19 protein-coding genes are annotated in these 20,315 nt (G+C 53.9%); 10 read left to right on the forward strand and 9 right to left on the reverse strand.

Annotated features, from left to right (window positions below):
- Positions 1-11: 11 nt before the first annotated feature.
- Both AC6I9Z_RS08245 and AC6I9Z_RS08250 read right to left on the reverse strand, forming a co-directional pair.
- Positions 12-1,559: a S1C family serine protease gene (locus tag AC6I9Z_RS08245; RefSeq protein WP_461455118.1), complete on the reverse strand. Its 1,548-nt coding sequence runs from the start codon at positions 1,557-1,559 to the stop codon at positions 12-14.
- A 122-nt stretch (positions 1,560-1,681) separates the two neighbouring features.
- A complete protein-coding gene (locus AC6I9Z_RS08250; protein ID WP_461455120.1) occupies positions 1,682-3,871 on the reverse strand; it encodes a primosomal protein N' in 2,190 nt (729 codons plus the stop codon).
- Positions 3,872-3,947: 76 nt separating this feature from the next.
- Between AC6I9Z_RS08250 and AC6I9Z_RS08255 the strand changes: the two genes are divergently transcribed.
- On the forward strand, positions 3,948-4,622 hold the full coding sequence (locus AC6I9Z_RS08255) for a DUF4197 domain-containing protein (protein ID WP_461455122.1): 675 nt from the start codon (positions 3,948-3,950) through the stop codon (positions 4,620-4,622).
- A gap of 140 nt (positions 4,623-4,762) precedes the next feature.
- Positions 4,763-5,416: a fructose-6-phosphate aldolase gene (gene fsa, locus AC6I9Z_RS08260; protein ID WP_461455124.1), complete on the forward strand. Its 654-nt coding sequence runs from the start codon at positions 4,763-4,765 to the stop codon at positions 5,414-5,416.
- Positions 5,417-5,449: 33 nt separating this feature from the next.
- On the opposite strand, the gene AC6I9Z_RS08265 is transcribed toward fsa, so the two are convergent.
- Entirely contained in the window at positions 5,450-6,679 is a 1,230-nt protein-coding gene (locus AC6I9Z_RS08265; protein ID WP_461455126.1) for a penicillin-binding protein activator, read from the reverse strand.
- Between the two features lies 1 nt (position 6,680).
- Between AC6I9Z_RS08265 and rsmI the strand changes: the two genes are divergently transcribed.
- Genes rsmI through gshB form a run of 3 tightly spaced genes read left to right on the forward strand, consistent with a single transcriptional unit; the run spans position 6,681 to position 8,876 of the window.
- Positions 6,681-7,520: a 16S rRNA (cytidine(1402)-2'-O)-methyltransferase gene (gene rsmI, locus AC6I9Z_RS08270; protein ID WP_461455128.1), complete on the forward strand. Its 840-nt coding sequence runs from the start codon at positions 6,681-6,683 to the stop codon at positions 7,518-7,520.
- A gap of 2 nt (positions 7,521-7,522) precedes the next feature.
- On the forward strand, positions 7,523-7,891 hold the full coding sequence (locus AC6I9Z_RS08275) for a YraN family protein (protein ID WP_461455130.1): 369 nt from the start codon (positions 7,523-7,525) through the stop codon (positions 7,889-7,891).
- A 37-nt stretch (positions 7,892-7,928) separates the two neighbouring features.
- Positions 7,929-8,876, forward strand: a complete 948-nt coding sequence (gene gshB, locus AC6I9Z_RS08280; RefSeq protein WP_461455132.1) for a glutathione synthase — start codon at positions 7,929-7,931, stop codon at positions 8,874-8,876.
- Between the two features lie 58 nt (positions 8,877-8,934).
- Here the strand turns inward: gshB and AC6I9Z_RS08285 are convergent, their stop codons facing one another.
- Positions 8,935-10,890, reverse strand: a complete 1,956-nt coding sequence (locus tag AC6I9Z_RS08285; protein ID WP_461455134.1) for an ATP-binding protein — start codon at positions 10,888-10,890, stop codon at positions 8,935-8,937.
- On the opposite strand from AC6I9Z_RS08285, the gene AC6I9Z_RS08290 reads away from it, so the two are divergent.
- Both AC6I9Z_RS08290 and AC6I9Z_RS08295 read left to right on the forward strand, forming a co-directional pair.
- Positions 10,889-11,668, forward strand: coding sequence for a LuxR C-terminal-related transcriptional regulator (locus tag AC6I9Z_RS08290; protein ID WP_461455136.1), 780 nt, complete (start codon positions 10,889-10,891; stop codon positions 11,666-11,668). The two genes, AC6I9Z_RS08285 and AC6I9Z_RS08290, sit on opposite strands and share 2 nt — an antisense overlap.
- Before the next feature lie 170 nt (positions 11,669-11,838).
- The gene (locus tag AC6I9Z_RS08295; protein WP_461455138.1) at positions 11,839-13,500 is read left to right on the forward strand and encodes a hypothetical protein; all 1,662 of its coding nucleotides are present in this window, start codon (positions 11,839-11,841) and stop codon (positions 13,498-13,500) included.
- Between the two features lie 170 nt (positions 13,501-13,670).
- Here AC6I9Z_RS08295 and AC6I9Z_RS08300 read toward each other — a convergent pair whose 3' ends face one another.
- Both AC6I9Z_RS08300 and hemW read right to left on the reverse strand, forming a co-directional pair.
- Positions 13,671-14,570 carry a tyrosine recombinase XerC gene (locus tag AC6I9Z_RS08300; RefSeq protein ID WP_461455140.1) on the reverse strand — a complete coding sequence of 300 codons (900 nt, stop codon included), beginning with the start codon at positions 14,568-14,570 and terminating at the stop codon, positions 13,671-13,673.
- Positions 14,571-14,628: 58 nt separating this feature from the next.
- Positions 14,629-15,825, reverse strand: a complete 1,197-nt coding sequence (gene hemW, locus AC6I9Z_RS08305; protein WP_461455142.1) for a radical SAM family heme chaperone HemW — start codon at positions 15,823-15,825, stop codon at positions 14,629-14,631.
- On the opposite strand from hemW, the gene AC6I9Z_RS08310 reads away from it, so the two are divergent.
- The gene (locus tag AC6I9Z_RS08310; RefSeq protein ID WP_497811339.1) at positions 15,817-16,524 is read left to right on the forward strand and encodes a CAP domain-containing protein; all 708 of its coding nucleotides are present in this window, start codon (positions 15,817-15,819) and stop codon (positions 16,522-16,524) included. The genes hemW and AC6I9Z_RS08310 overlap by 9 nt on opposite strands.
- Here AC6I9Z_RS08310 and rdgB read toward each other — a convergent pair whose 3' ends face one another.
- From rdgB to AC6I9Z_RS08325, 3 genes are all read right to left on the reverse strand, one after another.
- Positions 16,525-17,166 carry an RdgB/HAM1 family non-canonical purine NTP pyrophosphatase gene (gene rdgB, locus AC6I9Z_RS08315; RefSeq protein ID WP_461455146.1) on the reverse strand — a complete coding sequence of 214 codons (642 nt, stop codon included), beginning with the start codon at positions 17,164-17,166 and terminating at the stop codon, positions 16,525-16,527. It lies immediately after the preceding gene.
- An 8-nt stretch (positions 17,167-17,174) separates the two neighbouring features.
- Positions 17,175-17,888, reverse strand: coding sequence for a ribonuclease PH (gene rph / locus AC6I9Z_RS08320; RefSeq protein WP_461455148.1), 714 nt, complete (start codon positions 17,886-17,888; stop codon positions 17,175-17,177).
- A 101-nt stretch (positions 17,889-17,989) separates the two neighbouring features.
- Entirely contained in the window at positions 17,990-18,538 is a 549-nt protein-coding gene (locus AC6I9Z_RS08325; RefSeq protein WP_461455150.1) for a YdcF family protein, read from the reverse strand.
- A gap of 104 nt (positions 18,539-18,642) precedes the next feature.
- Here AC6I9Z_RS08325 and hrcA point away from each other — a divergent pair, with 104 nt between their 5' ends.
- The gene (gene hrcA, locus AC6I9Z_RS08330; RefSeq protein ID WP_461455152.1) at positions 18,643-19,686 is read left to right on the forward strand and encodes a heat-inducible transcriptional repressor HrcA; all 1,044 of its coding nucleotides are present in this window, start codon (positions 18,643-18,645) and stop codon (positions 19,684-19,686) included.
- Entirely contained in the window at positions 19,683-20,294 is a 612-nt protein-coding gene (gene grpE, locus AC6I9Z_RS08335; protein ID WP_461455154.1) for a nucleotide exchange factor GrpE, read from the forward strand. The genes hrcA and grpE overlap by 4 nt, the downstream gene beginning before the upstream one ends.
- Positions 20,295-20,315: the final 21 nt, after the last annotated feature.

Genomic DNA, 20,315 nt, shown 5'->3' on the forward strand with positions numbered 1-20,315 from the left:
CGGGAGTTCAATCATTGCAAGGATTTTTCGCACTCATACACCAAGCGCTCATTTGTCTGCATTGGCAGCTCTGTTCGGATCGCTTTCACCATTTCGGCTATTTCGGAAAGAGCCTGTTCGTCGCTGGTACAGGCGCGGTTGCCATATTGCTTGCGAATTTCCCTTGCCTTGTTCATCGCGGCCAGGCCGAGCAGATAACGTTCGGTCGTGAACTCTGCACTGGCCGGATCGAAGCTGCTGATCGTTACCGTCTGTTCCTCATTGGGCACAAAGATCCGTGACCATTTTTCACCATCACGGCCATATTGAGTGCGACCATTGACACAGCCGCCTTCTGTCCAGTCTATGTCCAGCGTGTCGGCCTGCGAAACTGTGATCCGGCTGCGTTCGGTGTTGAGTCGGCATTGGTATTTTCCGGTTGTTGCCACAACGGTGCCACCATTATTCCCGTTTTCGCTTGGCAGCTGTTCTTTCAGCGCTGCGGCCACGCGATCATCAATTTCGTTGAAGGCTGGGCGTGAAAGGAACACGATGATCGCCCCTACCAGCAACAAAGCCGCTCCGCCTGCTGTCCCTATGGCGGGCGTGCGCTTGTCCTGGATCATCAGATAACCCACGCCGCCAACCGCGACCAATGAGAGCACGAGCATCAGTGCGGCAATTGCCATCCGGTTCTCACGCTCGGTAATGATATCCTGCGAAATGGTAGTGCGCAGTTTTGCCTCGGCCTGTTGGCGTTTCGCCAATTCGGCTTTTCGTGCCGCCTCTATTTTCGCGCGGGCGGCTGCTTCTCGCCGCTGTTCCTGGAGGCTGATGTCCGCGGCCGATCGGCAGGGCGTTGCGGTCATGCCGACTTTGACTCCAGCCTTGCGCAGAAATGACAGGATTTCCCGACTGGACACAGCAAAACCGAATTCTGCGTCATTGCCGTCAGACAAGGATCCAAAGCTGTTTGCACCCAGTATTCGGCCACAATTGTCTATCAATGGTCCACCGCTATTGCCGCTGGCTATTGGTGCGGTGTGCAGGATCGTATCAAACTGTTTGGTGGAACGTCCGCCGGATACGGAACCACGGGTTTTCACCGGTGACATCGGGTTCACCAGGTCATCAAGGTTCAACCCCTGGGCCCGATCAACCGATCCGGGATACCCGACAGCAACGACATTCGCTCCATCTGCAACCGGACCACTAAAAACAGTCATTGGCGGCAATCGCCCGCCGTCCTGCAGCTGAATAAGCGCAAGGTCATTGCCCGGAGAGTAGGCGATCACTTTCCCGCCATAGCTCGTGCCGCCCTGGGACGGGACGATACCTATAACAACAGATCTTTCCTGCCGGGCAATCTCGACGACATGGGCGTTGGTGACGATCTTGTCCGGCGCGACAGCAAAACCGCTGCCATGGCCGACAAACGCAACCTTGTCGCCGTCCGTGGCCGCTAAGACAACTCGCACGACTGACCGGCTGGCCGCCGCGATATCGGCTGGATCGGCATGGGCTGGGGCCGCAAATAGCATTGAAACGGCAAGAGCAAGAAAAGCGAGAAAACGGTTCATCGGTGAGCCTTATGGTGTTTTGTACTCCGCACTTGATGCGGAGCCCAGAGTGGATGCAGCGCTACCATTACCCACCGCTCCGCATCAAGTGCGGAGCACAAACTAGTGATATTTTCCATGATTCAAACAAAACTATAGGGGTCGACGTCAACGCCAACCCTTACGCCACGCGGCCATTCGAGTTTTTCCAGCCATTCACGCATGATTTCCTGCAACTCGACCGAGCGATGGGTGTGGATTAACAGCCTATGGCGGTGACGGCCGCGTAACATGGCGAGCGGGGCAGGGGCGGGGCCATAAACAGCGAAGCCCTCCGCCTTGGGCGCGGTTTGACCAATCAGCCGCGCTGTTTCCATCGCTTCTGCATTATCCTCGGAAGAGATGATAATCGCGGCCAGCCGGGAAAAAGGCGGTGCCGCAGCGGCGCGGCGGGATTCAGTTTCGGCGGCATAAAAACCATCTCTGTCGCCTTTTATCAGCGCCTGAATCACCGGCGCGCCGGGCATGCGCGTCTGAACATAGACATGACCGGGTTTCTCCGCTCTGCCCGCCCGGCCTGCGACTTGTGCAATCTGCTGGAAACTGCGTTCCGCTGCGCGCAAGTCACCGCCCTCCAGACCGATATCCGCATCAACAACACCGACCAATGTCAGATTGGGAAAATGATAGCCCTTGGTCACTAACTGTGTGCCAACGACGATATCTATCGCACTGGCCTCCATCTGCGCGACAAACTCCCCGGCCTTGGCAGGCGACCAGATGGTGTCCGACGTGACAATGGCCGTTCGCGCCTGCGGGAACAGCATTTTAACTTCGTCGCAAATACGCTCTACCCCGGGACCGCAGGCAACCAGTGAATCTTCATCGCCGCATTCCGGGCATTTTTCTGGCTGCGGCATGACATGACCGCAATGATGGCAAGCCAGGCGTTTGGTCAGCCGGTGTTCGACCATCCACGCTGTGCAGTTCGGACAATTGATCCGATGGCCGCAGGTTCTGCATAGCGTCAGCGGTGCAAAGCCACGCCTATTGAGAAACAACAATGATTGTTCTTTCTTGCCAAGGTTATCCTCAAGCGCGTTGATCAGCGTCGGCGCCAGCCACGACCCACGCGCTGGGATATCCTGGGTAAGATCTAACGCTTCTATTTCGGGCAAAGTTGCCGTGCCAAAGCGGGCGGGCAATTCGAGCAACTGATAATTGCCTTGCTCGACCTGATGCCGGCTCTCAATAGCCGGTGTTGCAGAGGCCAGCACAACCGGAATCTTCTCATGTAGTCCGCGCATAACCGCGACATCACGAGCGTGATAACGCACGCCATCTTCCTGTTTGAAACTGACTTCATGCGCCTCGTCGACGATGATCAGGCCGAGATTCTTATAGGGCAGAAATAACGCGGACCGTGCGCCGACGACTACTTTCGCATCACCATCGGCCAAAGCTCGCCAGTTTTTCTTGCGATCAGATTGCTTAAGGCCGCTATGCCAGGCGACTGGTTCAGCACCAAAACGCGCCTTGAAACGGTCCAAAAAAGGTTCGGTAAGTGCAATTTCGGGGAGTAGAACCAATGTCTGTTTATCTTGGCGCAACGCTTCTGCAACGGCCTCGAAATAGACCTCGGTTTTACCAGAGCCGGTAACGCCGTCGAGCAAATAGGGTTGGAACGCGGCGTCCTGCACGGCGCTGACCAAGATATCGCTAACCTCGGTCTGATCATCGCTGAGATCGACCTTGGCAAAATTCGGATCAGGTTGCTTGATATCGGCAAAGGCCGATACTTCATGACGATCCAGCACGCCTGTTTTTTCAAGCCCCCTTATGACCGCGACAGACACATTTGCTTTGAAAGCCAGTTCGCTGATCGTGCCCTGTACATCAACCAGCTTTTCGAGCGCCTGTTCGCGTTGTGGGGTCATCCTGTCCGGAACATTGCCGTTGAGTCGATATTCGATGATCGGGCGATTGTCGGCAAAGGCCGCGCCACTTGAAAGGACCATGCGCAACACCGAGGCTGGCGCAGCAAAATAGTAACGCGCGGTCCATTCAATTAATCGCCTCAGCGGTGCGGAAAGTGGCGGGACGTCACGCAGTTCCAGCAAGGGACGCAGTTTCTTTGCATCAATCTCGTCAACGGGAAAGCTCTCTGCTTCCCACACCACGCCGGGTAATTTGCGTGGGCCCAGCGGCGCCATTACGATAGAGCCCGGACGAGCATCCATGCCTTCGGGTATTCGATAATCGAGCGGCCCCAGCGCGGCGTTGAGCAATAGCACTCTGGCCCGATCTTTGGCAGGATCATGGATACGATTCATCTGGTCCGTATAGGCATGGTTTGGGATCGCGTCACCAACTGCTATGCAGCGTATCTGGAATTAGGGGAGTAAGATCATGACACATATCAATCGCCGCAATTTTCTGGCCGCAGGAGTTGCTGCCTCGGTGGTCGCGCTACCCGGCTGTGCCAGCTTGCCATCGCTGAGCCTGACCGAAGCGGTAAGGCGTCTTTTGACCTTGTCTTCGCAAAATGCCTTTGCTGAACTAATGCAACCCAACGGCTTTTTCGATAGCCAGATTGCTCGCATATCGGTGCCGGAAAGACTAGGCGGGACGCGCGTTACGAATATTGCCACCGCTCTTTTGAGATCCAAACCGATTCAGAAACGTCTACTCAAGCAAGTTAATCGCGCGGCTGAGAAAGGGGCTGAACTGGCAGCGCCGATTATTGCTGACACCATTAGAGGTATGAGTATTGCGGATGCCGCCGCGATCATCAAAGGTGGGGAACGGGCCGCCACGGACCTGCTGCAGAGTCAGCTCGGTACATCGCTGGCGACCCAGATGCTGCCAGGTGTCAGCAAGGGGCTAAACCTGTTCGACAATGAGATTATCAATCTTGTGCTTTCGCAAGTCAGTGATATCAATTTTGCAGATATTAGCGGAGATGTGACGGATAAGGTCAGTGATGCTATTTATCGGTCCATCGGCGCGCAGGAAGCGAAAATCAGGGCCAATCCGGAGGCTACCAATGATCCATTGCTGATCGGCGTTTTTGGTTTTACCTAAAGCTGATTGGGTGGGCTTGGCCCACAGACTATCCACAGCTTTCTACACAGCTTGACCGCACGGCCGGTTTCGCGTCTCTAGGAAAGACATTAGGCGACTCGCTATCGCCACCACCATATCCGCATCGGGAGCCGGAAATTATGAAATTTTTTGTTGATACTGCTGATACCTCTGAAATTGCTGATTTGGCAGCCACGGGAATGGTTGATGGCGTTACCACCAATCCATCGCTGATCAAGAAATCCGGTCGCGACATTATGGAGGTTACCAAGGAAATTTGCGGTCTGACTGACGGCCCAGTCTCTGCAGAAGTCGTTGCCCTCGATCATGAAACGATGATGAAAGAAGCAGAGGTGCTGCGCAAAATTGCAGACAATGTTTGTATCAAGGTGCCACTGACCATTGACGGCCTTAAAACCTGCAAGGCGCTGACCAGCGACGGCACGATGGTCAATGTCACGTTATGTTTCTCTGCCAATCAGGCACTCCTGGCGGCCAAAGCGGGAGCGAGCTTTATCTCACCTTTTGTCGGACGTCATGATGACAACGGCTTTGATGGCATGAAACTGATCGATGACATTCGGTTGATTTACGACAATTACGCCTTTGATACGGAAATTCTGGTCGCCTCTATCCGTCATCCTGTTCATGTTCTGGAATCTGCTCGAATTGGAGCAGATGTGGCCACTATGCCTCCGAACGTTATTCGTGGATTGTTCAAGCATGTGCTGACAGACAAGGGTATCGAGGGCTTTCTGGCAGACTGGAAAGACACCGGTCAGAATATTGGATAATGTTTATGCTCTGCACGAGATGCGGAGCATAAATTAGAACCCCTTGGGTGCCGGGTCTACCACGCTAAAGCTACCATTTCGGATTTCCTGAACTTCCAATGCACGTTCGGAAATGCCGTTGCGACGGAAGCGGAAGACGCCGTCCAATCCGATGAACCCGCCGGAATCAGTCAGTTGATTGATCGGGAAGGGAGTGCCCACTTTCCAGTTTTGTGCCACTTTCACAGTGAGTAGAACCGAATCATAGCCAAGACTTGAAAGCCGGAAAGGCGCGCGGCCATAGCGACTGCGATACTTGTTGGCATATTGCCGATAGAGGGTGTCTGAAACACTGGCGAACCATGCACCGCGCATCGATGGTGATCCGGCAAGCTTGCTGCTTGTATTCCAAAGGTCGGTACCAAGAATTTTGGCGCTACCGCTTGCATTTTGCCGAATATAGGGCGCGGCCTTGATCGCCATGGTGCCGTTGTCGGCCAGTAAGACCGCGTCAAAGTCGCCATTTTGCGACAATTTCTTGGTGGCAGCTTCTACAGATTGAGAGTCGCGGTTGAAATTCTGGATCGAAACAACCGTTCCGCCGACATTTTTGACTGAGCGCAGCAATGTCGAAGACGCCCGTTGACCGTAAACCCCATTGGGGACCAAAGCGGCGAAACGGTTCATGCCTTTTGACTTGGCGTAGCTGACAACGCGATTGATCGATTGCGACGGGATATGGCCGAGCAGGAAAACATTGTTTCCGGCAACTCCGGCATCATTGGAAAAGCTGAGAATCGGAACGCCCGCAGGCCGGGTGATATTGGCGGTCGCTACGACATTATCGCTCAGCAAAGGTCCAATGATAAGTTTATTGCCATCCGCAACGGCTTTACGGGCAGCAGCAGTAATGCCCTTGGCTGTATCGTAGCTGGTCATGCGAATATTCTGTGCTTTGGTGTCGAGCAGAGCAATTGTTGTCGCGTTGGCCAGGGATTGCCCGACACCGGCATTTTTACCGGATAGGGGAACCAGCAGCGCAATACGATGGTGCTTTTGATCTTGCGGCAATTCACCGGTGACCGGTGGCGGCGTTGGTGTCGGTCTTGTCGGACGCTCACCGCCGCGCGGTACTACGGATTCGCAGCCTGCCAGGAAAATGATCCCGGCGAGCCCAGCATATTTCAGAAGGCTGCGGCGTCCTTCGCGGACAGGTGCGGATGTGATCCGGGGGGATGTTTTTTCATCCTGTCCTATATGCAAATTATCTGTCATGGCGTTCATTATGTCTGCTCCCATTGAACATGGCCTGTATATCGTCGCTACACCAATCGGCAACCTCGGAGATTTGTCGCATCGGGCCGAAGAAATCCTTGGAATCGCTGACCTTATCTTAGTCGAAGATTCAAGAGTGACCGGCAAGCTTTTGAATCACATCGGTAAAAAGGGAAAGATGAAGGTCTATAATGACCATAAAGGAGAGCGGGAGCGGCAGGAAATTTTGACTGCTATAGGATGTAAAATTGTCGCACTTGTGAGTGATGCGGGGACACCGCTGATCTCCGATCCCGGTTACAAGCTCGTTCGAGACGCGCGGGCGCAAGGTGCATATGTCACAACAGTGCCGGGGCCAAGTGCGGTGATTGCTGCGCTGACCTTGTCCGGATTGCCTAGTGATCGGTTTTTGTTTGAGGGCTTTTTACCAAGCAAGATGAAAGCGCGGAGTGAGGCGTTGACGGAGTTGAAACCGATCAAGGCGACCCTGGTCTTCTACGAGAACGGGTCTCGGCTCGGCGCCATGCTCGCGGATGCGTTCGATAAATTGGGAGAACGTCAAACCGCTGTCATTCGAGAGATTACCAAGAAGTTTGAGGAAACGGTCACCGGAAGCCTGCAAGAATTAGCAGGCCGCTATGCCGATGAAAAACCAAAAGGCGAGATTGTCGTAGTCATTGGACCACCGGGTGCTGCGGAGCCGGTGAGTAGCGCGGATATCGAGGAAGCGTTGCGCTCTGCATTGCGGCGGCTTCCTGCTTCGAAGGCGGCGGGAGAAGTGGCGCGCACTTATGGAGTTGATCGGAAAGAGCTCTATGAAATGGCAACCCGCTGGAAGGCGGAAGCATAGGAATGAAACGTCCTGCTGCGAAAAGGGAGCGCGCCGAACAGCAGGGACGACGCGCGGAGAGCGTCGCCGCAGGCTGGTTACGACTTCATGGCTGGCGTATACTGGCTCGGCGCGTTCGGACGTCGCGCGGTGAGGTGGACCTGATCGCCAAGCGAGGCGGGCTCGTCGCATTTGTTGAGGTGAAAGCACGGACAAAAGCGAAAGATCTCGAGACCGCGATTGATCATCATCGGCTAAAACGGGTCGCTGCCGCGGCAGAAATTCTCTATTCGGAATATTGCCAAAATGGCGAAGACGCGCGGATTGATGTAATTTTGGTTGCACCGCGCCGTCTGCCGACCCATTTACCCAATGTCTGGCACGGGTTTTGATCCCGCCGTGACCCCAATGACCTGAGAAAGCGCTCTTATGACTTTGAAAATTGCCGTGCAAATGGACCCCATGGAAACCGTCAATATCGGCGGGGACAGCAGCTTCGCACTGATGATCGCCGCACAGAAACGCGGTCACAAACTCTATCATTATGATGTCAAAGACCTGACCTATCTGGCGGGCCGTCTGACTACGCTGGCACATCCGGTAAAGGTCCAACAAGTGCACGGTGACCATTATGAATTTGGCGAGCGGGTGCGGCTGGATCTCGGCAGCGATATCGATGTCGTGTTGATGCGGCAGGACCCGCCTTTTGATGTCGGCTATATCACGGCAACCCATCTGCTGGAGCGGATCGAAGGCGAAACGCTGGTCGTGAACAATCCGGTATCCGTCCGCAATGCACCTGAAAAAGTCTATGTGCTGGACTATGCCAAATATATGCCGCCTACATTGGTCACCCGCAACATTGATGAAATCCGTGCCTTTCAGGAACAGCATGGCGGTATTGTTGTGAAGCCATTGCATGGTAATGGTGGCAAGGCCATTTTTCTAGTTCCTGAAGATGGCAGTAATTTGAGTGCTTTAATTGAAGTATTTAATCAAACCTGGCCAGAGCCACATATGATCCAGCCCTTCCTTCCCGAGGTCCAGGATGGCGACAAACGCATCGTTCTGGTCGACGGTGAAGTGGCAGGCGCAATCAACCGCAAGCCTGGCAAGGGCGAGTTTCGCTCCAATCTCGCACAGGGCGGCTATGCCGAAGCGGCAGAGCTAACCGACCGTGAAAAGGAAATTTGCGCAGCGATGGGGCCGGATTTGAAAAGGCTCGGGCTGATCTTTGTCGGCATAGACGTGATTGGTGGAAAATGGCTGACCGAGATTAACGTGACATCCCCGACAGGAATTGTGGCCATCGACAAGTTTAATGGCACTGACACATCCGGGATGATCTTGGATGCGATAGAGCGGCGTTTGACTTGAATTAAGAATGTTCGTTTCATCCCAGAGCGGAGGCCGGGATGATCGGTAACTGATCAGTCTAATATTGAATCGCATCTGCAATGATGCGTATGCACGTGCCTTGATCGGGCTTTGCGTCTATTTCCAGGGCCAATTCATGTTGTTCGGTCAACTCAAAGCAGATTGCCAGGCCCAGGCCTTCGCCTTTTGAGTTGTCGCCTTTCTCATATGCTGACTGAAACTGGACAATCTCGGCCTCCGACATGCCGGGGCCGGTGTCTAGAACGACGATCATGAATCCGGATCCGCGACGTTTCGCTCCGATCAATATCCTGCCTTTGTTGGTATATTTGATGGCGTTGGAGGCAAGGTTGCTGACAATCCGCATTAAAGCCAGTGGCGGTATGGTGGTTTGAATATTGCTGTCGACAATCCGAAGCTGGAGGCCCTTGGAAATTGCTTCTTCACGAAACATCTGCCCCACGGTTCGAAAGATCATCGAAAGAGGATAGGGGTCCTCTGCTTTCTGCTGTTCCTTGATCGCAGGTTCATCAATCTGTGGACGGCTTTCAACCAGATAATCTCCCGAAAGTGATTCGAGATAATCGAGCGCCTCGCGAATATTCCTTTTCGTCGTGTCTCCTAGATTGGTCGTTTCCCCATCCAGTGTCATGCGAAGACTGGTTAGCGGCTGCTTTATGTCGTGAGACGCGGTTGCCAGCTGGCGCTGGCGCAGCGCGGCCTGATCGCGGGCACGCGAATAGTTTTTTTCGGCCTCCAGCAGACGTTGGCTTTTTTCCGCATCCTCTTTTAGGACACGGATTTTCTCTTCCAAAGCCCGGTCATGCTCCCTACGCAGGGAAATGATCCCGTAAGTAAGGCCAAGCATTACGAGCGTTCCAATTATGATGAATGTCGTTTTGGCAAAATTCCGCAGGACGATCTGGTTTTCCAGATAACCGCTGAACATCAGTGTTGCGTAGACCAAAAACGCAATGAAAATGATGATCAGTCCAGCCCACATCTCGTACAATCTGCGATTGGCGGATTTCTCCCACCAATAGAGGGGCAGGAAATGGGACAAACACATGATGCCTGTCCAAGCCAGCTGGATCTTGTAGCTCGTGATGCGCGGCAGGAAGGGGATCATTACCAACGTTACGATGGGCAGTAATGCAAGCCATTGGACGTGTCTGGACCATGGGTGACTGCCTTTGCGGGTTACCATTGAAAAGCCTGCCACGTAAAAACCGAACATGATGCAGGCATAGCTGATCAGAAAGCCGATATAGGGATTCCATTCCGGATGGTTTGGATAGAGGAACCGGAGTGGTATATTGTCGTCGAAGGACAAGGCGGCGAGCAGCAGGCTGAAAAGCAGAGCGTATCGAATTCCAACTGAGCTTTTCAGCGAAATGTTGACCCCCAGCATGACAATCAGTCCGAATATCGCGAGCGTGTAGAAGGCCGTGTTGAGTGCCGCCGTGCGCAGCTCATGTTCGACCAAATCCGCTTCGTCCCTGATCGCTAGACTGGGCGCTGCTGCCATAAGCTTGGATGTCCGAACCATGAGAGTGGCCGTTTCTCCCGGTCTTAGGATCAGCGGTTTGGATTTCAGCTGGGTGCCACTCAATATTGTCGGATCATAAGGTTTGGCCGAAGAGAAAGAGAGTAATCTGTCGACATCGCCAGACTGCCTGACCAGAACGATATCTGCATCCCGCACGGCAAATGCGTCAAAATTAACAATCCACTGATCTGCCAGCCGCCCATCTGGTTTTGAGATATTTTTTACGGCGAGGGCAGACCAAAGGTCGGAATAGGGCGTAAACTGCTCTTCGGATACAGGCACACCGGATCCAAATTCGCCCGCCTCATATTCCAAAATCATTTCTGCAAGCGGTCGGTTTTCGCCCAGACTATAGACTACATAATCACCCAGATCAGTCCGGTTTTCGCTGGACGTCAATGGAAGAGCCGGAGCGGCCATTGCCGGCCCAGCCTTCCAAATCGAGATCGCAACAAGAATGATCATGAACGCTAAGAAGCGCAAAGTTGATTTGAAATATGGTGCGATCACGCTAAGAAATGTCATAGGTTACAATCATTTGTGCGATATTGTAGAACAGGAAAATGCCCCAAGGCAAGCAGAGCAGAAAATTGAAATGAGCCACTTTACCGCCGTTATTGCCGATGATCATGCGATCGTCCGTTCGGGATTGAAAGCCGCTCTTGAAAACGAGCGGCTTGTTGACGGACATAATATCAGGGTGGTGGCAGAAGCCGGTAATGGTTTGGATGCTATTGGCGCCGTTAAACAACATAGGCCTGATATGCTTGTTCTCGATGTGTCGATGCCGATCGCGGGGGGCGTTGAAGTGCTCGTCGAAACACGGCGTTGGTCGCCCGACACCCGGGTTATCGTGTTTACTGGCATATCTGCGATGGGAAAAGTCAGCGAACTTGTGGAGGCTGGTGTGGATGGTCTGTTTTCCAAAGCGGAAGACAATCAGGACCTTTATCAGAATGTTCCGATGATCTTGCAGGGCGGCCGTTATATTTCGCCATTTTTCACCGGTATTTTGGACAACGCGCCCCAACAGAGCGTTCTGACCGATCGGGAACGACAGATCTTGAACCTGATTGTCGCCGGGCAATCGAACAAGGAAATTTCCGCTCATCTTGGTATCAGCGCCAAGACCGTCGACCGCCATCGCACCAACCTTATGCAGAAACTGGACGTTCATTCGGTCGCCCAGCTGATTGCTTATTCCCTGCGTGAGGGATTGATCGACCCGGCAGCGGAAATCTGAGACCTTTAAGGAAATCATGTCTGAAGTAATAATCGGCATGACCACTGATTACCCCTGGGCACCCTGATTTTGAAATGGGGGATTCACCTCATTCAGCATCGCCACCTTCCTTGCTACCCAAGATGACAGGGAGCGGGACCATATCGGCCTCCGATGAGAAGGAAGAGACAATGAAAAAGGGAAGCAGCACCGTTCGGGGTAGAAAAATCGGTTTGAAAATTTCAGGCGCCTTGCTGACGCTGGCTGTAGCTGGCGCAGTTATAGTTCCTGCGCCAAATCAGACGGCACAGGCACAAATACCTGGACTACTGCCCAAAGCGGATCAGGTAGCGGTTACGGAGCCCATGGCTATTGACGGTGTCTGGCAAATTCGCGAGCTGGGCAAACATATTATAGTCGAAGCAGGGCGTGCGTACGCACTTGAGAGCTGGATCCACGCATTTGTCTTTGAAATTCAGCCCGACATGGTTGTGCTGCGCAATTTCAAACAGCAAGCACCCAATGTTTATGTGGCGGACGACCTACCGCTGATGGCGAAGGCCAATATGGTGGTTCAAGAAGACGGTTCGATCACAGCGACGGTAGCATCACTGGTTCCGGTCACTTACCATCTTGACCCGGTAGAGCTGTTCTATCCCCAGCATTTTATTGCGGCGATACAGCAGAGCCAGCAGCCTGTTCAATATCGGAATAGCCCTGGCCCGCAACCGCACGCGCTAGGCCCACCACAACCCGGCGTTATAATAGAAGCTCAACCGGCATTGGAGCCGGGCGTCACAGAGCCTTTCGTGGAGCGGTGTGGCAATTGTGGTCTTTTACCTCCGGGCGTAGCTGGGCAGGCCGAACTTGCCACCAGCAGCAATGACAGCGCCGATGAAGGCGGTCTTTCCGATGAGGCCAAGCTGGGTATTGGCACGGTCGTGGCCGGCGGTATTGCCTACAAGGCAAGCGGATCCATCGGCAAGACCGCCAAAATGGCCGGCTCGGCCGGAAGGGTTCCTCGCGGTGGTACAGCCGCAACGAAACTGACCGAAGGACGTCTTAGAGGCGAGATCTTGAAAAAGGCCGGTCCCAAGGGAACCGGACGGCTTATCGGGAAAGGCACAGCCGCTCAGGCAGCCCGCGGAATCGGCGGAGCCACCAACGAAGCCCAGCTGATGCAGCGCATTAACAAGGCGGGTGATATTTCCAAACTGAACAAAGCCGGTCGTGCGGCGCAGGTAGCGCGCGGTGCAGGTGGATTGAAAGCCGCATCCACCGCTGCAGACGCTGCCAAGCTTGCCAAGATGGCCAAAGCCGGCGCGACCGCCGGAAAAATAGGCAAGGCGGGCCGCGCGGCGTTGGCAGGCACAGGCGTAGGAGCGGCTGTAGTGGTGGCTGAAATCGCCGCGACCGAAGGCATCGAAGCCGTCACCGGAGCCGATATTCAGGATCCGGTCTCCACCACATTCCAATATGGATCCGCGATTTTCGACAAGGATGTAACCTTGGGTGACGTCGCAAAGGCACGTGCAGCGCATCACCGGGAGAATTTCCGCAAAATTGGTGAAACATTCACCACAAAGGGAAAGATGAAGGAAAATCTGCGAGCCTATGGCGATAAAAATCGTGCGAAAGTCGAAAATGCCACCGGCATGGACCTGCAAAGTGGCAGGGAACGGCGCGCAGCTTACGGGGCAGCCCTGGCCAGCGACAAGCCTGTCAAAGCGACCGCGAAAGTCATGGGTGACCGCGCCAAGCATCATCTGGAAAATACCGGCAAGGTTACGAAGAAAGTAGGCTGTGGTCTGGGCAATATTTTCCGCAAGAAGGAAGATGACAAGAAGTGCTGATCTGATCGGGATCGGAAGCGACCCGCGATCTCGACAGGTCAATACAAGGAGGAGCGGCCACCGCTCCTCCTTTTTTGTCGTTGTCGACCCTTTAAAGTCGCTACGATTTCTGTTCAAATCCCTCTACAAATTCACTTTGGCTGAAAAGCCGAGACCATTGTATGGAAAACTCAACCCGCCCGGGGGTGCGCATTCTGATAGACATCAAGCAAATGCGCGGCATCGACGGCCGTATAAACCTGGGTACTGCTCAAACTCGCATGCCCGAGCAATTCTTGCAGGCTCCGCAAATCGGCTCCACCGGCTAGTAAATGGGTAGCAAAGCTGTGACGTAGAGCGTGGGGTGTGGTCTTGTCTGACAGACCAAGTTTTGTGCGTGCTTGCCGGACAACGCGGCGGACCAGATTGGGTGATAATGGGCCACCTCGCTTTCCGCGAAAAACGGTGTGCTCGGGCGTCATCGCATGCGGACAAAGATCGATATAATGCTCTATCGCTTCTCGCACTTGAGGCAGTAGCGGCACGATCCGGGTCTTACCGCGCTTGCCGGAGACGCGCAGCGTATCGGACAATGGAAGGGCATTGCCGGTCAGGGCCAGCGCTTCGCTAATTCGCAAACCCGATCCGTAGAGCAATAGAAGAACCGCCCAATCGCGTGCGCCGACCCAATCGGCGTTTGCGTTTTCTGCAATATCCTCAGCTATCGCTACAATATCGTCTGGCGAGGCCGGACGAGGAACGCCGCGTGTAACCTTGGGTCCTTTGATGTTGGGTATCTGACTGTCGTCTCCGCCAACGAACTTAAGGAAGGCTCGGATCGCGGATAGTTCCCTGGCTGCACTGTTATTGGTCAATCCATCAGCACGGCGAAAGGCCAGATAGGATCGAATGTCCGCCTGCTTGAGGGCTTTGATTTGTTTTATAGTCACGGCAGCGCCAAGATGTTCTGTCAGAAATGCACAAAACCGCTCCGCCGTTGTTACATAGGCGCGTACCGTGTGTTGCGACCGTCGCCGACCTTCGCGCAAATGGCGAGAGAATTTCTCGATGAGGGCATGGGCGCTTTCCATGCAACCGAATCTAGCAGCCAGTCCCTCAAAGTCCAAACGTGGAATTTGAAACCTCAATTCAGGTGCGAAGCGAATCCGCTATAACCTTCGGTAAAATGGCATCAAGAAGTGGCATGCCCCTTGCGGTCACCATCAACCGATCAGCGCTTGGTTCAAGCAATCCCAAGGCCGTCAGTTTCTCAACCTGATGCAGATCAATAATTTGATCGGTCACGAGATTGGTTTTTTTTTCCAGTGCCGTCAGATTTACCCCTTCGGCCAACCGCAGGCCCATCATCAGCGCTTCTGTGGCCTTGACTTCAGGAGACAAGCTCTGTTCGATTTTCAGGCCATTGCCGTTGCGCTGAACTGCGGATAGGAAATTCTCGGGCTTCTTGTGCCGCTCTGTTGCACTGTTCAGTCGCCGACCATGCGCGCCAGGACCCACGCCGACATAGTCCTCATATCGCCAATAAGTGAGATTGTGTCGGCTCTCTTGACCCTGCCGGGCATGATTGCTGATCTCATATGCGGGAAGGCCGGCGGCCTGGGTCAGCTTCTGCGTTAGTTCAAACATGTCAGCGCAATGATCATCATCCGCGGGAACAAGTTTTCCAGTCCGCACCAACGTTTCAAAGCGTGTGCCGGGCTCTATGGTAAGCTGATAGAGGGACAGGTGATCGGTGCCAAAACCGAGAGATTTTTCCAATTCGGACTGCCAATCTCTCAGAGATTGGCCAGGCCGTGCATAAATCAGGTCGAAGCTGACGCGATCAAAATTCTGCTGCGCCGTTTCCAGCGCTGACAGCCCTTCCGTAACGTCGTGAGCGCGGCCCAGAAATTTTAACGTCTCATCATCAAGTGATTGTAATCCCAGCGAAACACGGTTCACTCCAGCATGAGAAAGGTCAGCAAAACGATCGGCTTCGACAGACGAGGGATTGGCCTCCAGGGTGATTTCACAATGGTCTGTCAGGCCCCATAGGACATCAGCTTCCTCAATCAGTTTCGCGACGAGCCGAGGTTCCATAAGCGACGGAGTGCCGCCGCCGAAGAAAATCGAGCTTATCTGCCTGTTACCATTAACTTTATATTCATGCCTGAGATCAAGAAGAAGGGCTGTCTGCCATGCGTCTTGGTCAATTTGATCACGAACATGGCTGTTGAAGTCGCAATAGGGACATTTGGCGACACAAAAAGGCCAATGGATATAGAGGGCGAGCGCGTCCTCGTCCGCTGGCTTTGCTGCAAGGGTGGAGGATGAAGCATGAAACATCGGCGTATCACTAGGTATCCCCGAACATTGGTGCAAGCTACAATGCTGGTCTTGATTGCCGGTTGCGGCGGCGAAAGTGGCAGCAGCAATTCGCAGGTTACGCTTCCCGGTTCACCGAGCCCAACACCAACGCCCACGCCTACTCCGACCCCTACTCCTACTCCTACTCCTACTCCTACTCCTACTCCTACTCCGACCCCCACCCCCACGCCGACACCAACACCTACTCCGACACCAACTCCCACTCCCACCCCGCCGAGCAGCACAATGCTCGACGTTATGCTGGCATCTCACAATGCGGCGCGTGCTGAGGTTGGCGTGCCTCCGGTTGAGCTGGATGCTGCGCTCAATGCAGCGGCCCTCGATTATGCCGAAACATTGATTGCCAATGGCCGATTTGAACATAGCCCTGGCAGTTCGAGGCCCAATCAGGGTGAGAATCTGTGGGCAGGAACGGCAGGAGCCTTTTCTTTTCAGAATATGGTTGATGGCTGGATCAACGAAAAACAATTTTTCGTGCCGGGCACGTTTCCCGATGTCAGCACAACAGGCAGGTGGCAGGACGTGGGCCATTATACTCAAATAATCTGGCGCCAGACGACCAAGATCGGCTGCGGTCTTGCCAGCAATAGTCAACGCGATGTCTTGGTGTGCCGTTACAGTCCGCCAGGTAACTTTATTGGTAGAACCGTACCCTGATCAGACAGGCTGGTCGAAACAAGCCTTTACCAGTTTATCAAAAGCGTCGGCACGGTGGCTCATGTCATGTTTTTGCTGCGGGTCCAGCTCAGCAAAGGTTTGTTCAAAACCTAAGGGCTGGAACACCGGATCGTAACCGAAACCCATGGTTCCACGGGGCGGCCAAACCAGATTGCCATGCACACGACCTTCGAATAGCTCTGCGTGCCCATCGGGCCAGGCAAGGGCGAGGGTGCAGGTAAAATAGGCGCTGCGATCTGCTTCAGGGCCCAGTTCGGATAACTTCCCTTCCACCTTGCCCATGGCCATATACCAGTCGCGACCCGGGCCGCCTTCATAGGTATCGGCTTCTGCCCAATCCGCAGTATAAACGCCTGGCGCGCCATTTAATGCCGCAACGCACAGTCCACTGTCATCTGCCAGTGCAACGCAATCCGCACCTTTGGCGCTGGCATGAGCCTTCAGCAGCGCGTTTTCCGCGAATGTTGTGCCGGTTTCTTCCGGTTCCGGCAGGTTCAATTCAGCAGCGGATATCGGTTCAATGCCGAAAGGAGCCAGTAGTGCCCGAATTTCTCTGACCTTGCCTTTATTGTGACTGGCGATGATCAGTTTACCCGGAGACAGTTTGCGGTGTTCGGTCATAGTCGTTCTTACGAAACCGCTTTGTCTTGTGCCTCAAAAATCTGGCTACACCCGATTTTGGCCAAACGCATCAAGCGCATCAGACCTTCATCATCAAATGTCTCGCCTTCGGCTGTCGCCTGCGCTTCGGCAATATTGCCGTCGCCGGTCAGAACGAAATTGGCGTCGGCACCGGCATTGCTATCCTCGTCATAGTCAAGGTCGAGCACCGGATTGCCGTTATAGATACCGCAGCTGATCGCCGCGATTTTCTGTTCAATCGGATCTTCGCTGATCAGTTTCTCATCGAGCAGACCGTTCACTGCGAGACGCAGCGCAACCCAGGCACCGCTGATTGACGCGGTCCGCGTACCGCCATCAGCCTGTATCACATCGCAATCGACTGTGATCTGACGCTCGCCGAGTTTCTTCATGTCGACAACGGCACGCAGAGAACGTCCGATAAGGCGTTGGATTTCCTGCGTTCTGCCCGATTGCTTACCGCGTGCCGCTTCACGGGAATTGCGGGTATTGGTGGCGCGGGGCAGCATCGAATATTCGCCGGTGACCCAGCCTTCGCCCTTGCCGCGCAGCCAGGGTGGAATACGCTCTTCGATACTGGCGGTGCAAATGACCTTGGTATCGCCAAAGCTGATCAGGCAAGAGCCCTCAGCATGTTTGGTAAATCCCGTTTCGATAGAAATAGCACGCATCTCGTCCAGCGCGCGTCCTGATGGGCGCATGTGATGATTCTCCTGTGGCTTTGAGGGGGTGTGCTTAGAGAAAGTTGTAAGCGGTTGCCACTCTATTTCTCTATTCTTGAGGAAAAGGGAAGAGAAGTGGCCTATTGCCTATTGTTTAGAGGAAAAAACTCCTTTCCAACAATTACTCCTCCTTGCTTTTTTAGTCTGAGCATCGCGCTTTTTTCGTGTGTCGTTAGAGATGAAATATCAACAGGGTCATCGGCAGAATGAAAGTGGATATTCCTATCCGGCAAAATGCACTTAAAAACTAACATGCATCGCTCGATATGGAAAGTGGAGGTAATAACTTCGAAATTCCATAAACCTTGATCTACGACGAATTCACGTATTTGAACCGCATCCTCCACCGTATTGGAACTCAAAAAACTGTCGTACCCGAGCGTCTCAGTTTGAACGCCATATTTTGCCAGCTCATCTGATACATAATGTCGATGGGGTCGGTGCGTCCGATTGAAATGATCTCCATAGCCACCGGTAACAATAATCCTTACATCCCGGTCGTTCTGAAAAATAGAAACTGCCGACTTAACTCGACTTAACGAAACATCAGACAAAGCTCCCAAGTCATCATTCGGTGCTCCGAGAATGAAAACATAGCGAGAGTTTTTCAGGGTACGGCCATTTGTCATTGTCGATAGATATTCATGAAGAAATTTCTTTGCGCAACGCTCAAGATATTTTGAACGGCTTCTTCACGCTGGAATCATATCCATAACCGTCCTATCTATCTTCCATGACTACCACGCCCATCACCGAAATGAACGACCGTACTCGCGATATTTTTCGCGTGGTGGTGGAGTCCTATCTCGATAGCGGTGCTCCGGTCGGTTCGCGAACCATATCGAAGGCCCCGGGGTTAGAGCTTTCGCCCGCCTCGATCCGCAATGTCATGCAGGATCTCGAAGAACTAGGGCTTCTGGCCGCGCCGCATACCAGCGCCGGGCGGATGCCAACCGAATTGGGATTGCGGCTATTTGTCGACGGTATGATGCAGGCGGCGGAGCCTTCGCGGGAGGAACGCGATGCGATTGAGAGCCAGATTAGCGAGAGCGGCCCGGTCGAAGACGCTTTGCGCGCGACGACCAGCATATTGTCAGGTCTGTCTTCTTGCGCCGGCTTGGTCATGGTGCCGAAGCGCGAACCGACGCTCAAACAATTCAGTTTTGTGAAATTGTCGGAAGGGCAGGGGCTTGCCATTCTCGTGTCCCAGGATGGCGGCGTAGAAAATCGCGTGCTCGATCTGCCTATCGGTATATCCGATTCCGCATTGGTAGAGGCTGGCAATTATCTCACCGCCCAATATGGCGGGATGACCCTGTCACAGGCTCTATCCCGGATCGATCGCGATATTCAGGCTGGTCGTACGGCGATTGACAAAGCGTCGGAAGATCTTGTCCAGCGCGGTCTTGTGACCTGGACACAGGATCCGGCAGAGCGGCCCATCCTCATCGTCCGTGGCCAAGCCAATTTGCTGGAAGACAGCGCGTTGGATGATCTCGACCGGGTCCGCCAATTGCTTGACGAGCTGGAGGGCAAGCAGGAAATCGCGCGCCTGCTCGATAATGCCCGCGATGCAGAGGCCGCAAAAATATTTATTGGTGCAGAGAATAAATTATTCTCCCTTTCCGGTTCATCTGTGATAGCGGCCCCCTATAAAGATGGCGACGGACAGGTGGTCGGCGTGGTCGGGGTTATTGGCCCCACCCGCTTGAACTATGCCCGCGTCGTACCCATGGTAGATTTCACAGCACAAACGCTGTCCAGATTGTTGAAATGAGTGACGAAATAATGAGTGATACAAAGCCACAAGAAAATGAAGATGCGAAACTGGACGAAGCCGCCGCCGCAGAGCTGGAAGGCGTGCCCGAAGCATTGAAAGAAGGTGGAGATGAGGCCGCTGACGAAACGTCTCAGGAAGAGCGTATCGCGGCATTGGAAAACGAACTGGCCGAAGCCAAGCAGCAGGTTCTCTATGCACAGGCGGAAACCCAGAATGTCCGCCGCCGGCTGGAAAAAGATGCGCAGGACGCCAAAGCCTATGCCGCAACCGGCTTTGCCCGTGATATGTTGAGCGTATCCGACAATCTCCAGCGTGCGCTCGCCGCCATTCCGACCGAAATCAAGAATGAAGAAAAGTGGAAAGGCCTGATCGGCGGTATTGAAGCCACCGGGCGGGAACTGGAAACCGTGTTCGAGAAAAACGGCATCAAGCGTGTCGCCTCTGTTGGTCTGCCGCTGGATCCGAACCAGCATCAGGCGATGGTCGAAGTGCCAACCGATGAGCAGGAACCGGGAACCGTGGTGCAGGAAATGCAGGCCGGTTATACGATCAAGGACCGCTTGTTACGGCCTGCCTTTGTCGGCGTGGCGAAAAAGCCGGAATAAGCTGGTTACCAGATCCGGTTA

This window comes from Parasphingorhabdus sp. (assembly GCF_059726685.1).